Raw genomic sequence first — 14663 nt, 5'->3', positions numbered from 1 at the left:
AAAAACATTTAAATTACGTAACATTATCATTGGATTAAAAAATATTCAATGATTTTAATAAATTATGTCTTATTAATAAATAAATTCATGAATGCTTCAAAATGTCATTTCTAGCTAAATTCAGTCTGCCTAATTTAGGAAATGACGTTTTATTATCGGTAAATTTCAACAAGCTTGCTTAATAAGAATTGACAACGCTGAATCCGTTTTGCAAACGGGGTTTCTCGCAAATATATCAATTTACCATCAGGACGCAATCTCACAGACTGATCTTTAATACCGGCTATCCATTGTACTAATCCTTCAGGATTTTTGAATTGATTGTTAAAAAACTGAACAACAACCCCTTTCGGTCCAGCCTCAATGCGATTAACACCAACTTTTTTACAAAGTTTTTTCAGTTTCATTACATGAAGCAGATTGCTTACTTCTTCAGGCAAGGTCCCAAAACGATCTATCAATTCAACTTGCATGGCTTCAATATCATCATGATTTTCCAGATTGCCTATTCGTCGATATAAACCCAATCTTACTGATAGATCCGTCACATAGGTTTCCGGGATCAGAACAGGTAATCCCAAAGTGATATTGGGTGTCCAATCCTGATTTTCCAATAACTGATTATTTTTTTCTGCACGGAGGCTTGCCACTGTTTCTTCAAGCATCTTCTGGTATAGCTCAACGCCAACTTCCCGAATATGACCAGACTGTTCTTCTCCCAGCAGATTACCCGCCCCTCTCAAATCCAGATCGTGAGATGCCAAAGTGAATCCTGCCCCAAGATTATCCAGTGACTGCATTATTTCCAGTCGCTTTTCAGAATTCTTGGAAAGAAAATGATGCTGTGGCCATGTCAAATACGCATATCCACGCTGCTTTCCCCGTCCCACACGACCTCTCAATTGATATAACTGACCTAATCCAAAATGATCAGCCTTATAGATTATCAGTGTATTGACAGTTGGCATGTCCAGTCCACTTTCAACAATATTGGTCGAAAGCAATACATCATATTTACCTTCATTGAATTCAGTCATCACCCGTTCAAGTTCTGTAGGGGATAACCGCCCATGAGCTTGTACCAACCGTAAATCGGGAACTATATCCAAAAGTTGATCTTGCAGGTTTTGCAGATCCTGAACACGCGGTGCAACACAGAATATTTGCCCCCCTCTGAATCGCTCCCTTTGAATAGCTTCTCGAATAACGATACGATCAAAGGGCATGATAAAAGTTCTAACAGCCAAACGATCAATTGGAGGCGTTGCGATTAGACTTATCTCTCGCATTCCAGTCAATGATAATTGCAACGTCCTTGGTAATGGGGTGGCAGATAATGTCAATACATGAATATCTTCACGCAAGGTTTTCAATTTCTCTTTGTGCGCAACACCAAAATGCTGTTCTTCATCTATAATAAGCATACCCAAATTTGCAAACTTGATCGTCTTGGCTAGTAAAGCATGTGTACCAATCACTATATTGACATTGCCATCTGCCAATTCCTTTTTGATCTGTGCCGCATTTTTTGATGTCACCATTCTGGAAAGTTGGGCAATTTTTACCGGAAATCCCTCAAAACGTTTCACAAAGGTTTGATAATGTTGACGTGCCAATAGGGTTGTCGGTACCACAACCGCCACCTGGCCTCCATTCATGGCCACAATAAAAGTGGCACGTAATGCCACTTCTGTCTTACCAAAACCAACATCACCACAAATCAAACGATCCATGGGACGTCCGGAAGCAAGATCCTGAATAATATCAGCAACAGCCCTTGCCTGATCATCCGTTTCAATAAAGGGAAACCGTGCACAGAACTCTTCCCACAATCCTTCAGGAGGGGTCTCGATCGTCGCTTCCTGCATCAAGCGGGCCGCAGCTGTTTTCAATAACTCACCAGCCATGTCCCGAATACGAGCCTTCATTGTGGCTTTACGTTTTTGCCATGCAGGACTTCCCAGTTTATCCAGAGCCACACCCGTTTGATCAGATCCATAACGGCTCAATAACTCAATATTTTCGATAGGTAAGAATAATTTTTCATCACCATGATAAACAAGTGCCAGACAATCGTGTGGCGCAGCACCGATTTCCAGATTAACCAGTCCTTGATAACGACCAATTCCATATTCCTGATGTACAATAAGATCTCCCTCGCTAATTTCAGAAGCTTCTGAAATGAACTGCTCGGCTTTTTTCCGTTTTCTATGTGGACGTGAAATTCTTTCCCCTAACAAGTCGGCTTCAGAAACAAGAATGAAATCATCGGCAACAAATCCGCGATCCAAACCAAAAGTCAATAATCCAACAGAAGCTTCCCTGAAATTTTTAACTTCTTGCCACCCTTCCAGTTTCTGAACGGCGATTTTGTGTTCTTTCAATAATGTGGCGATGCGCTCTCTTGATCCGTTTGTCCAGCCGGCAACCAATGTTTTCCGTCCAGATGAGTACCATTCCCTGAATCTTGACTTGAACATATGAAAAACATTATCGGCTTCGACTGTCAGATTACTTTTAGCAAAAACTATACCTGGCCTTCCCCCTGCATCCATTCCACTGGATCCGTCAGGCATTGCAAAAGGATAAAAATACACCCCTTTATATCGCGTGACTATATGATTCCATTCAGATTGAGTAAGATATAGCAAATCAGGTGGTAAGGGACGATATACAACTTCGCCATTTCTTACTGGCTGTTTGCGGGCTTCATAATGATCAGCAATCATTTCCAGCCTTGGTTGCAATGCCTCCTCGGCCTGATATGAAAAAGACAGTTTAACATCAGAAACATAATCAAAAAACGTTTCCATCTTATCATGAAAAAGAGGTAACCAATGTTCAAGTCCTTGAACCATTCGGCCTTCCGAAACGGCTTCATAAATAGGATCACTCATTGATCCCTGACCAAACAGTTCTCGCCATTTCGTACGAAACCTTGATATGCTTTCCTCATCCAGAGAATAAGCTGCGGTAGGTCTTAAAACAAGTTCCGTAACTTTCCGAGTTGAACGTTGCGTAATCGGATCAAAACAGCGAATTGAATCTATCTCATCTCCGAATAAATCCAAGCGGACAGGCTCTTCTTCCCCAGCCAGGAAAATATCAAATAAACTACCCCTCAAGGCAAATTCACCCGGTTCCATAACTGTATCCGTACGATTGTATCCCTGCGCAACAAGAAGTTCGACTAAAAATTCCTGATCCAGACTTTCACCCTGTTTAAGGGTCAGAGCACGTCCTGCAAAGACTGATCTGGGTGCTATTTTTTGTAACAGTGCGGGTATTGTCGTCAATATGATCCTTGGCCCGGTCAAGGGTTCAAGTAATTGCGTCAATGTTGCTACCTGTTCCGAGGTTATTGCCTTGTTCGGGGATACACGGTCATAAGGCAAACAATCCCAGGCAGGAAAATTCAAAACATTTAATTGAGGTGCGATATAATAGAGTAAATCAGCCAACCGGTTCATATCTATATCATTCCGTGCGACATGAACCAGAACATGATTATCTTTTTGATAACATTCCTGAGCAATTTTACTTAATAAAAAGGCATCATATCCCTCGGGAGCTCCCCATATCGGCAAAAAATTTTTAAATTGCTTTTTTGAGGCTCCCCCCATGCGATTTCTCCTTAATGTTTATTCGGTTTATTTTGTTGAGCAAAATGATATAGCGAAAGAAAAACAGGACTCTCAATTTTTTTTGGGTAAGGCTCGAAACCTGTCAACCATAACATCAGATCTGTATCAGCCAATTCCATTATTTTTTCAAAATCCTCAATTTCAATAATTGTCATTGCTGGTACATTCATCATCGCAAACTGACCGATGATTAAGTCAGCCTCGAAGGTCCCTCTATGAGTTGCACGATAAATCAGTCTGCGTTTTCGTGCCTCAAGTGAACTTATATTTTCTTTTTGCTCTACCATTTAACATATCCTATACTGATATCTAAATTTAAACAATTCTACACTCTTATAACCAAAATAATCATGAGTCCCCCCTCTATTCCACCTTCCCTTTATCTTTCCATAAAACCTATATTGTCCCCCTTATCCAGCCTTAAAGGTATAGGTCCGAAATTGAGCAAGTTAATGACCCATGCAATTGATGGTGAGCGAATTATTGATCTACTCTTTCATTTGCCCACTTCAATAATTGACCGACGATATCGCCCCAAATTGCAAAATGCAATCCCTGGAAAAATAGTTACACTTCAAATAGAAATTACCCATATTGAAAAACCCCGTCATCATAAACAACCTTGGCGTATATTTGTTAACGATGGCAGTGCCATAGCTGAACTGATATTTTTTTCATCGTGGCAAGCAAAAAAACTGACCCTTAATACAATATTTGTTGTTTCAGGTCTTTTAGAAAATAAAAATAACAAACTGATTATAACCAATCCACATTATATTGAACCTATATATAATCAACAGGCCATTCCATTAATTGAACCTGTATGGCCCTTAACAGCAGGCCTTTTCCCAAAAAATCTTTCAAAAGCTTTACGGCTGGCATTAAACCTATGTCCCGAATTGCCCGAATGGATCAATCCTTCCCTTTTACATCAACACCATTGGCCAAGTTTTAAAGAAGCGCTTCACTTACTACATTTTCCAGGAGATTTCCCCACTTTTTTTGAAAATCAAACCTATGAAGCTGTTGAAAGTCGGGCACGTTCCCGTTTGGCATTTGATGAGTTATTCGCGGAACAATTAGCCATTACAAAAATAAAACATAAAAATCAGTTAACCACAGGAAAATCCCTGATTGGTGATAATCATCTTATTTGCTACGCTTTACAAAAATTCGGATATTCACTGACATTTTCCCAAAGACAGGCATTCAAAGAAATTCAGACAGATATGGAACGCCCTTATCGCATGCTAAGATTATTACAGGGAGATGTCGGTTCCGGTAAAACCATTATTGCTATAATGGCCGCCTTACAGGCTGTTGAAGCGGGATTCCAAAGTGTTATTATGGCACCCACTGAAATTCTTGCCAGACAACATTATGAAACCTTTATGAAACTTGCTCCTGTTGAAATTTCATTTTTAAGCAGTTCCATAAAAGGAATAGCTCGCAAGGAAACCCTCGATAAAATTAAAACCGGAAAAACAAAAATTGCTATCGGTACACATGCCTTGTTTCAGGAACAAGTTGTTTTTCATAACCTGGCGCTTGTCATTATTGACGAACAACATCGTTTCGGTGTTGAACAACGCATTAGACTGGGAGAAAAGGGGGAAAATACAGATACACTTGTAATGACAGCAACCCCTATTCCAAGAACCCTTTTACTGACAAGATGGGGAGAATTGCAGGTCAGTCGTCTTACAGAAAAACCTGCAAATCGGAAACCTATCCATACCACGCTGCATGCATTAAGCAAAATTGATAAAATCTTGGAGGGTATCAAAAGAGCCATTCAAAAAGGTTGTCAAATATTCTGGGTCTGTCCTCTAGTTGAAGAAAGCGAAGTTATGGATCTGGCTGCAGTCAAAGATCGTTACATAAGACTACAGCATTATTTTGGTATCGAGAATGTAGGCCTAGCGCATGGCCAACAAGATACCGGCGAAAGACAAGCTGAACTTGATAAATTTGCACAGAATAAAACCAAAATACTAGTTGCCACCACAGTCATCGAGGTTGGCGTCAATATTCCCAATGCTAATATCATGGTTATTGAACATGCAGAACGTTTTGGTCTTGCACAATTGCATCAATTACGTGGGCGTGTTGGAAGAGGAGAAAAACAGTCATACTGTCTTCTTTTACATGATGATAAAATTAGTTATATAGCGAAAAAAAGATTATCCCTCATACGCGACACAGAGAATGGCTTCCTGATAGCTGATGAGGATTTCAGGATACGGGGCGGCGGAGAGGTAACAGGTCGTAGACAATCCGGTTTACCCAATTTTAAAATGGTCAATGAAATCATGTTGGATCATTGGATTAATACAGCCTGTAAAGCTGCTGAATACTGGTATAACAAAGAAACTCAAGCCTCTATTGATGAAAAAACGTCAATACAAGTTTTACTCATGTTATTTGAAAAAAATAATATTCAAAACCTTATCAAAGCAGGATGATTTCCAGAATAGCATCACTGTAATAAAACAAAACAATTTTCAATAAATAATAATTTGTAATTCAAAAAATCTGAGGAAACATCATTTTAAGATAATTAAATTAACATAAATTTATTCTTCAATTATTGAAATAATTTCATATTTAATTTGCCACAAATCAATAATGTTATAACATATTGACAAATATTTCCTTTCTTTTTTTTATATTTTCATTTATTTCAAAAAAATTAAAGTTTCATATAATGATTTCAAATAATTTAATTTTAAAACAAGATTTCCGTTCATTTGAAAAAATATCAAAGCAAAAAAAAATTTGTATTTCATTCCCTGCCATTTTATCTCTTCCCAAAAATTTTAATACTATAACAGGTAAAAGGGATTTCATGCGAGGGTTGTCTTATTATAACGTAAGATCAAATCCTAAAAATAATGATCAAATAACTTTACCTCTTACGTATTTGACTCTATTTACTCTTAAAAACGCATATTTTATCGTTTTCCCGGGACTTGACGGAGTAATCGTAACATCCGAAGGATATATCGTTGATGAACCTTCTTGTTTTTTAATGAAACAACAATTGCCACCTAGTGAAAATCATTCTGGCTTTTTATTTCCAGACATTGAACAAAAGTCCAGTTTAGATAATGTTTTTGTGGGTTTTGACGCTGCTTGCTTTAATTATTATCATTGGTTATTGTATGGAATCTCCAAAACACAATTAGCCAATTCCATATTGTCACCTGATACAATTCTTGCCTTACCATCTGAACATAGCCTATTCGACAATCGGCAATGTGCTTTCTCACCAACAACTTATGTTCAAAGCCTTGAATATAGTGGATTGATTAATCGTGCCACTTTTATGAATTATGGTATTTACCCTGTAAAAAATCTGCATTTTTTCTGGCATAATCCCCTGATGCCGGAATTATATCTAACATTTGATGAAATTTATACCTTATTCGATACAATCCAGCCCCCTGTCAATGCTTCATTACCCAAACGTTTTTACATTTCAAGGGAGCATCATCCAAATCCTCGAATTAGTTTTGATGAACAGCGTATTATTGATAAAGTTTTGAATGAAAAATCAATTGAAAAAGTATTTCTTGAAAACATGGATTTTGCTGCACAAGTAAATCTTTTTCGTCAGGCTGATCTGATTATCGCCCCTCATGGTGCAGCTTTAGCAAATATGGTCTTTGCAAAAAAAGATACAGCTCTATTGGAGTTAAATAGAAAACTGGATAACCAAAATCATCTGCGTAATTGTTTCTATCTTCTTACCGCAGTTAAAAATCAACGTTATGGTTGCATAAATTTAAGTGATCAACCTTTAACAGAAAATGATTTATCCAGTGCTATAAATCAATTGATAAATTAGAATTCCTTCATCTGATCATTAAATGCAATACTAACAAACAAAGATCAAGGTAAGGTAAATTACGAGATATTATAATATTTTAACAGTTCACCCTTTAGGAAAAATCTTTTCCGTAGTTTAATAAATCCCCCCAATGATTAATAAACTTAATATCTTCAATTATGATTCAGTTTTCAGATATCGCATAAGCAACGCATATTCGAGAGAAAGATTTTTCTGGACAGGAATATAGACAATATGACTATTTCCTGGTGCGATTTTAATGGCTTCCCCTTTCGTATTTTCCATTTTTTCTAAAGTAAAGCTAACATTTCCGCCAGGAGTCATTATTTCTAGTTGATCACCAATTTCAAAACGGTTTTTAACCGCGATTTCGGCAAGACCATCCCTGAAATTACCAGTGAATTCACCAGCAAATTGCTGTTTCACAGAAATTGATGAGCCTGTTTCATAATTTTGATATTCATTATGTTTATGTCGACGTAAAAAACCTTCAGTATATCCACGATGAGCCAGGGATTCCAAACTTGTCATCAAGTTCATATCAAATGGCCGACCTGCCAAGGCATCGTCAATTGCCTTGCGATATATTTGAGCAGTACGGGCACAATAATAATGAGATTTTGTTCTCCCTTCAATTTTAAGGGAATAAACACCAATATTAACCAACTTTTCAACATGCTGGATTGCTCTCAGATCCTTTGAATTCATGATATAAGTGCCATGTTCATCCTCAAAGGCTGTCATCTCCTCATCAGGGCGTTTTTCTTCGCGCAGAATGAAAACTTTATCCGTTGTCTCCCCTTCACCCAAGGTTGGCGGAACATCACCAGATTTACAACATGTTTCAGATTGGTTTTTATTGACAATTTCTCCCAATTCATTTTCAGTTGCCTCTTCAACATCATATTTCCAGCGACAAGAGTTTGTACATGTTCCCTGATTGGCATCACGGTGATTAATATATCCGGACAATAGACACCGACCTGAATAAGCCATGCAAAGGGCCCCATGCACAAATACCTCCAATTCGATATCTGGAACATGTTGATGAATTTCTTCAATTTCCTTGAGGGAAAGCTCACGTGACAAGATAACCCGTGTTAATCCCATCTCTTTCCAAAATTTAACCGTGGCCCAATTAACAGCATTGGCCTGGACGGATAAATGTATGGCCATTTGAGGAAAATGTTGCCTCACCATCATAATTAGTCCAGGGTCAGACATGATCAAAGCATCAGGTTCCATGGTGACAACAGGCTCCAAATCTTTGATAAATGTCTTTAACTTTGCATTGTGAGGTGCAATATTAACCACCACATAGAAAGATTTTCCTTGAGCATGTGCCTCATCAATACCGATTTTAAGATTTTGGTGATTGAATTCATTATTGCGAACTCGCAGACTGTAACGTGGCTGTCCTGCATAGACCGCATCTGCACCGTATGCGAATGCATATCGCATGGCCTTTAACGTACCGGCTGGACTTAAAAGTTCTGTTTTCAAAGATTGACGCATAACAAGGTAAAACTTTAATGAAATAAAAAAGCCTTTTTAACAAGGCCAAAAAATTTTTCAACCTTTTAAAAAAGCTATATGCAGATAAAATTATTTATCTTCATAATTTAATTTATCTAGGCAAGAGAACATGCCTCCGTTAACCGTCTGACCACTCTTTCTCGCCCAATCAGCGGTAAAAGCCCTCTCATCTCCGGCCCTTTATCCTCTCGTGTTAATGCCAGACGCAATGGATGAAAAAGAGATTTTCCCTTTCGGCCACTAACCTCTTTCAAAATATTGGTCCATTGGCTCCAGGTCTCTTGCCCCCAAGGTTCAGTTGGCAAACATTCCAAGGCCAGATGAAGATATGATTTATCTTCATCCGCAACTTCAGGAATAATATCCTCATGAACCAAATCCCACCAATATCGCGTTTCAGACAATATATCGATATTGGGTCGGACAATATTCCAGAATTCTTCTGTAACAGCTTCAGGCAATCGATCTCTGACTTCTGAAAATTCCATTGTATGCAAACACTTTTTATTCAATGCCAACATTTGTTGAATATCGAACCTTGCTGGTGAACGCGAATATGAGGATAAATCATAATCCTTTGCCAATTCGTCAACAGACAACAATTGTGGATCTCTTGATGTCCCCAATCTTGCCAGATAGGAAACCACTGCTTTTGCCTCCAATCCGTCCTCGCGCAATCGGCGCAAGGAGATACTTCCCAATCGTTTTGAAAGCTTACCCCCATCCTCGTCAAGCAGTAACGGTAGATGGGCAAACTGGATGGTATTTGGATGATCAGACAATGCTTCAATCAAATCCAGTTGAACACCTGTATTTGTCACATGATCCTCACCCCGGATAATATGCGTAATGCCACTTTCAAGATCATCGACAACTGATGCCAAAGTATATAAAACGGTACCATCTGCCTTGATCATGACTGGATCGGAAATGGAGGATAATTTGACGTGACAGTCACCCATAACCAAGTCTTTCCATTTCATTTCACGCCCAGAAAGCATGAAGCGCCAATGAGGTTTTTTTCCGTTTGCCTCTGCCTCTTTTCGTTGTTCAGACGTAAGCTTAAGCATTGCCCGATCATAAATAGGAGGCTTATTTTGCCGACGACGCAACTCTCTCTTAAAATCAAGCTCCTCTTTGGTTTCAAAGCATGGATACAAATGCCCGGACTGTTTTAATTTTTCTATTGCTAATTGATAACGATCCATACGTTCAGATTGACGCATGAATTCATCCCAGCTAATCCCAAACCATTTTAATGCCTGATATATTTCCCGAACATATTCCTCCTTGGAACGTTCAACATCCGTATCATCAATACGCAACATAAAGGTTCCACCATGATGACGGGCATAAAGTGCATTAGCAACTGCTAGACGGGCATTTCCTACATGCATTAAACCAGTAGGACTTGGGGCAAAACGTAATTTCATAATCTGTACTTGTATTTTAATTAACAAAGAAAACTTATATTATTTGTCGTCTTCAGGAAAATCATCCTCTTCCACCAAACGACGTGGATCAAGCGCACGCCAGTCCCTTTCCATTGGCGTAGCAACATTTTCAATAAACATCATAATGGAATCCGAAGAATCCCAATTCTCTTTTTCTTGTGAATCAACAACTTTCGCATCTTCTCCAAAAGCTGACCAAGCATCAAAGATTTCCTGTCGTGAAGCTCCCGGAATACGGCATCTTTCAACACTGTCCCGAACATAAGTTTTGGCGAATGCATTGGCATGTTCCAAACTGTAAAAACCGGCAACCACTTCAGTGACCTTATTTTTTTGCTCACTCGAAAGATCAAAGATCTGCACATTATATTCTCTCTTGTCTTCTTTGTTCTGATCTTCTTGATTTTGCAAATTATTTACCCCAATCATATATTATAAATTATCATATTCCCAAGTTAGGCATATACTGTCGGGCAAGATTAATCAAAAATTCCCGACCTTTTTTAACCAAAGGTTTGCCATTATAAGCAATAATATCGGCAGTTGCATATGTTTCATTCCATAAAACAGGAATGAATGAACCGGTCCCGACAATATCAACCGGGGCTCTTGCTTCAGAAATGATACGACATTTCTCGATATCAAACCCTGAAGAGGCAATGATCTTAACCCTATCAAATCCAGCCTCATCAAGTTTTTTACGCATATACCATATTGCAGCCGCAGAGACACCTGTTCCTGCCAGATATGTCAATTCTTTTTCGGAACAATAGCGTTGGATTGTTTCAGGAGCATATCGCATTAACAGTTCATATGATGACTGTCTATTCAGTCCTTCAATGTATCGTCCACCATGAGTATCCAAGCGCAGCAAAACTTTACCCTGGGCCGCCAATTCTGGAAAAGCCTTGCAAACCGCCAATCCATCCGTAATTTCTTGACCAAAGTAATCAACCAATACACCAAGTTCCTGATCTGGAAACTGCCCATGAAACATTTCAGCAGCTTTAAGGGTTGAACCGGCATAACCGATCAAGGCATGCGGCATTGTTCCAAGTCCATGATGTAATCCATAAAATTTTGAGGTTATCGTACTCGCAGTCCCGATAAATCCTTTCGCTCCGTTCTTTTTTTGCGCTGCCTTGCTACCAACCCATGCAGCATACTCCACCAACTCCTGCATTTCATAACCGGCACAATGTCGCGCATCCATCGCGATGAAGCTTGTATCTGGCAAAAGTTGGGTCATCTGAAACGCATTGCAGGCGGCAACACAACAGGCGCCGAGTTTTTGCAATAATATGGTTTCCAGTGTGACAAGCTGTTTAAAGGATCCCTTTAAGTATAGTATCGGCAACCCTGCTCCAACCCATTCCCCTTCTGGAAATGCCAGTTTATAACTGGCATTAATTTTTTCCCTGGCGATAATATGCTCTAGCCATTCAAGAGCAATACGAGGTGCAGAAATTACAGGACGTCGTAAAAAAACGGCATAAACAACTTCTGTATCCCCATATTGCTCGATTATTTTTTGTGTACGAACAAAATACATATCCGTACGATCTAATATTTCCTCATTATTACCAGGTACTGTCACAGCCAAGGTAGATGACAGAATTTTATCCACGTTCTTTTTCTCTAATCCATCAGTCATCCATTTGACTTTCAATAATATTACAAAACAATATTCCTGTTAATGAGCCGCAAAATTTCTTTTGGTCAACTCATCAGCAAGCAGAAAAGCGATTTCCAAAGACTGTTCAGCATTTAAACGAGGATCACAAAATGTCTGGTATCGTTTTGCAAGATCAGACTCCTTTAGATGATGGGCTCCACCGATACATTCCGTAACATTTGTTCCGGTCATTTCAACATGAATACCACCCGGAATAGCGTTTGAAGAAGTCATTACATCAAAAAAACCTATAACTTCAGCAAGTATTGAATCAAATGAACGTGTCTTGACCCCGTTACTTGTTGAAATCGTGTTCCCATGCATTGGATCACAAAGCCATGTAACAATATGGCCAGAATCTTTAATCCCCTGAACTATCTTGGGCAAATAATCCCTAACTTTTGCAGCCCCCATGCGACTGATCAGAGAAATACGTCCCGGTTCATTGTTTGGATTCAAAATATCTAACAATTTTAATAAATCTTCCAAATCGGCAGATGGACCAACCTTGATACCAACCGGATTTTTAACGCCTCGCAAAAATTCAACGTGCGCACCATCAGGTTGACGTGTTCTATCACCTATCCATAAAAAATGCGCCGAACAATTGTACCAGTCATCAGATGTTGAATCAATTCGTGTCAAAGCCTGTTCATAGGGCAATAATAAGGCTTCATGAGATGTGTAAAATTCTGTTTCATGAATTTGCGGCGTATTTTGTGATGTCAAGCCACAAGCTTTCATAAACGCTAGAGTTTCATCTATTCGATTGGCCAATTTGTTGTATTGTTTTGCCAGAGGCAGGCGCTTGACAAAATCCAGATTCCAGCGATGGACTTCATTTAGATTAGCATAGCCACCATTTGCAAATGCACGGATCAAATTCAAGGTCCCAGCTGACTGGAAATAGGCAATTTCCATTCTTCTCGGGTCTGGAGTACGGGCCTCTTTCGTAAATTCAGCTCCATTGATAATTTCGCCACGGTATGATAAAAGACTCATACCGTTCTTATTTTCATGTGATGAAGAGCGTGGTTTGGCAAATTGACCTGCAATGCGACCAATTTTTACAACAGGAACTTTTGCTCCAAACGTCAGGACGACAGCCATTTGAAGAATAACCCTGAACATATCCCGAATGATATCAGCCGTAAATTCCTCAAAATTTTCAGCGCATGGCCCACCCTGTAATACAAATGCCTTACCTTCCGCTGCTGCTGCCAATTGCTGTTTCAGTTTACGCGTCTCACCTGCAAAAACCAAAGGTGGATATTGGAATAATTTATCTTCGATTAATTTCAATACGGATTGATCTGGATATTCTGGCACCTGTTTAATTGGAAATGAACGCCAAGAATCTGGTGTCCAGTTCTTATTTACATTAGCATCAGACAATATCTTACTATCCATTGTAAATCCTGTTTCAAAAAAAGCTCAAATTACAAATATTTTATCTAATATTTTACATTCAAACATACAATAACATTTTCCTAAAAAAACATATTATTTATCTTTTAATATAAAAAATTAACCATATTTATAAAATAATTAACCAGCAGCTTTAATATTGTATGGTGTTTCATATAATATACTCTATACAGATACACGATTTTTATATAAAACTTTCCTTAAATATCTTTGACCTTGAACGAATGGGAACAACAGTTAATGATGATTTTCTCTCGCCGGGCTTTTCTTGCCAGCTTAACCGCATTTATCCTTTATTCGGGTATTCCGCATGAAACTAAAGCTGCCTCCACCGTTCAAACTATTCGTGTCGGTATCATTAGTGGTCCTGAAGAGGAACTGGCCCTTACCGCCAAGGAAGTTGCAAAAACAAAAAACATTGATATTCAACTGGTCAATTTTGACGATTACAATATTCCGAATGAAGCGCTTGTTGGTAAAGATATTGATGCCAACGCTTTCCAAACAGTTCCCTTCATGGATGCGCAAATTCAGGCAAGAAATTATAAATTGGCCGTTCTTGGAAAAACATGGGCGGAACCACTGGGTTTTTACTCACATAAAATAAAATCCATCCGTGATCTTCCTGACCAAGCAAAAATCGCCATTCCCAATGATCCTTCAAATCAAGGCAGGGCTCTTAATCTTTTAGTGAAAGCCAATCTCATACAACTACGGCAGAATGCTCCGGCATTACCTAGACTTGGGGATGTCATCAGTAATCCACATCATTTTCAACTTATTGATCTTGACGCCGCCCAGTTATCCCGTGCCCTAGATGATGTCACAATGGCCGCGGTCAATACGAATTTCGTCATACCGGCCGGGATCAATCCAAAATCTGCTTTACTTAGAGAGGATATTAAAGACAGTCCTTATGACAATATCTTGGTTGTACGTAAAGGGGATGAAAACCGCCCTGAAATGAAATTGTTGCTGAAGAGTTTTCAATCTAATGCCGTGAAAAAGGCAATGGAAGATAAATTTCACGGCGCTATATTACCTGCATGGTGACACATTCTTTTCCTCAATGC

Annotated in this window: 10 protein-coding genes; 3 read left to right on the top strand and 7 right to left on the bottom strand. The window is 38.9% G+C overall.

The genetic code is table 11. The features are described from left to right. Window positions 1-152: 152 nt before the first annotated feature. Window positions 153-3623 (bottom strand): transcription-repair coupling factor, encoded by a 3471-nt coding sequence (gene mfd, locus H3R28_RS01935; RefSeq protein ID WP_198209092.1) that lies wholly within the window; start codon window positions 3621-3623, stop codon window positions 153-155. Between the two features lie 11 nt (window positions 3624-3634). Continuing rightward, complete coding sequence (locus H3R28_RS01930) at window positions 3635-3931, bottom strand: succinate dehydrogenase assembly factor 2 (RefSeq protein ID WP_110438242.1); 297 nt, start codon at window positions 3929-3931, stop codon at window positions 3635-3637. A gap of 63 nt (window positions 3932-3994) precedes the next feature. On the opposite strand from H3R28_RS01930, the gene recG reads away from it, so the two are divergent. Together recG and H3R28_RS01920 are read left to right on the top strand one after the other, a co-directional pair. Continuing rightward, window positions 3995-6109, top strand: a complete 2115-nt coding sequence (gene recG, locus H3R28_RS01925) for an ATP-dependent DNA helicase RecG (protein ID WP_198209094.1) — start codon at window positions 3995-3997, stop codon at window positions 6107-6109. 383 nt (window positions 6110-6492) lie between these two features. Beyond that, the gene (locus H3R28_RS01920; protein WP_198209095.1) at window positions 6493-7494 is read left to right on the top strand and encodes a DUF563 domain-containing protein; all 1002 of its coding nucleotides are present in this window, start codon (window positions 6493-6495) and stop codon (window positions 7492-7494) included. 159 nt (window positions 7495-7653) lie between these two features. Here H3R28_RS01920 and yegQ read toward each other — a convergent pair whose 3' ends face one another. From yegQ to H3R28_RS01895, 5 genes are all read right to left on the bottom strand, one after another. Continuing rightward, complete coding sequence (gene yegQ / locus H3R28_RS01915; RefSeq protein WP_198209097.1) at window positions 7654-9012, bottom strand: tRNA 5-hydroxyuridine modification protein YegQ; 1359 nt, start codon at window positions 9010-9012, stop codon at window positions 7654-7656. A 116-nt stretch (window positions 9013-9128) separates the two neighbouring features. Then, the gene (gene gltX / locus H3R28_RS01910) at window positions 9129-10466 is read right to left on the bottom strand and encodes a glutamate--tRNA ligase (protein ID WP_198209099.1); all 1338 of its coding nucleotides are present in this window, start codon (window positions 10464-10466) and stop codon (window positions 9129-9131) included. Between the two features lie 39 nt (window positions 10467-10505). Further along, window positions 10506-10898, bottom strand: a complete 393-nt coding sequence (locus H3R28_RS01905; protein ID WP_122124282.1) for a hypothetical protein — start codon at window positions 10896-10898, stop codon at window positions 10506-10508. A 31-nt stretch (window positions 10899-10929) separates the two neighbouring features. Further along, a complete protein-coding gene (locus H3R28_RS01900) occupies window positions 10930-12141 on the bottom strand; it encodes a nicotinate phosphoribosyltransferase (protein WP_198209101.1) in 1212 nt (403 codons plus the stop codon). Between the two features lie 39 nt (window positions 12142-12180). Continuing rightward, on the bottom strand, window positions 12181-13572 hold the full coding sequence (locus H3R28_RS01895; RefSeq protein ID WP_122123782.1) for a class II 3-deoxy-7-phosphoheptulonate synthase: 1392 nt from the start codon (window positions 13570-13572) through the stop codon (window positions 12181-12183). 258 nt (window positions 13573-13830) lie between these two features. Here H3R28_RS01895 and H3R28_RS01890 point away from each other — a divergent pair, with 258 nt between their 5' ends. Further along, window positions 13831-14643 carry a MetQ/NlpA family ABC transporter substrate-binding protein gene (locus tag H3R28_RS01890; protein WP_232351177.1) on the top strand — a complete coding sequence of 271 codons (813 nt, stop codon included), beginning with the start codon at window positions 13831-13833 and terminating at the stop codon, window positions 14641-14643. The last annotated feature ends 20 nt before the right edge of the window (window positions 14644-14663 follow it).

This window comes from Commensalibacter sp. M0268 (genome assembly GCF_016101925.1).
Classification (GTDB): Bacteria; Pseudomonadota; Alphaproteobacteria; order Acetobacterales; family Acetobacteraceae; genus Commensalibacter; species Commensalibacter melissae.
Note: the sequence above shows the minus strand (reverse complement) of the source record. Positions and strands in the feature narration are given on the sequence as shown.

Coding starts and splice junctions, on each gene's coding strand:
- H3R28_RS01890 (WP_232351177.1), top strand. CDS start 13,831: ATGATGATTTTCTCTCGCCGGGCTTTTCTTGCCAGCTTAACCGCATTT.
- recG (WP_198209094.1), top strand. CDS start 3,995: ATGAGTCCCCCCTCTATTCCACCTTCCCTTTATCTTTCCATAAAACCT.
- H3R28_RS01895 (WP_122123782.1), bottom strand. CDS start 13,572: ATGGATAGTAAGATATTGTCTGATGCTAATGTAAATAAGAACTGGACA.
- H3R28_RS01920 (WP_198209095.1), top strand. CDS start 6,493: ATGCGAGGGTTGTCTTATTATAACGTAAGATCAAATCCTAAAAATAAT.
- gltX (WP_198209099.1), bottom strand. CDS start 10,466: ATGAAATTACGTTTTGCCCCAAGTCCTACTGGTTTAATGCATGTAGGA.
- yegQ (WP_198209097.1), bottom strand. CDS start 9,012: ATGCGTCAATCTTTGAAAACAGAACTTTTAAGTCCAGCCGGTACGTTA.
- H3R28_RS01930 (WP_110438242.1), bottom strand. CDS start 3,931: ATGGTAGAGCAAAAAGAAAATATAAGTTCACTTGAGGCACGAAAACGC.
- H3R28_RS01900 (WP_198209101.1), bottom strand. CDS start 12,141: ATGACTGATGGATTAGAGAAAAAGAACGTGGATAAAATTCTGTCATCT.
- mfd (WP_198209092.1), bottom strand. CDS start 3,623: ATGGGGGGAGCCTCAAAAAAGCAATTTAAAAATTTTTTGCCGATATGG.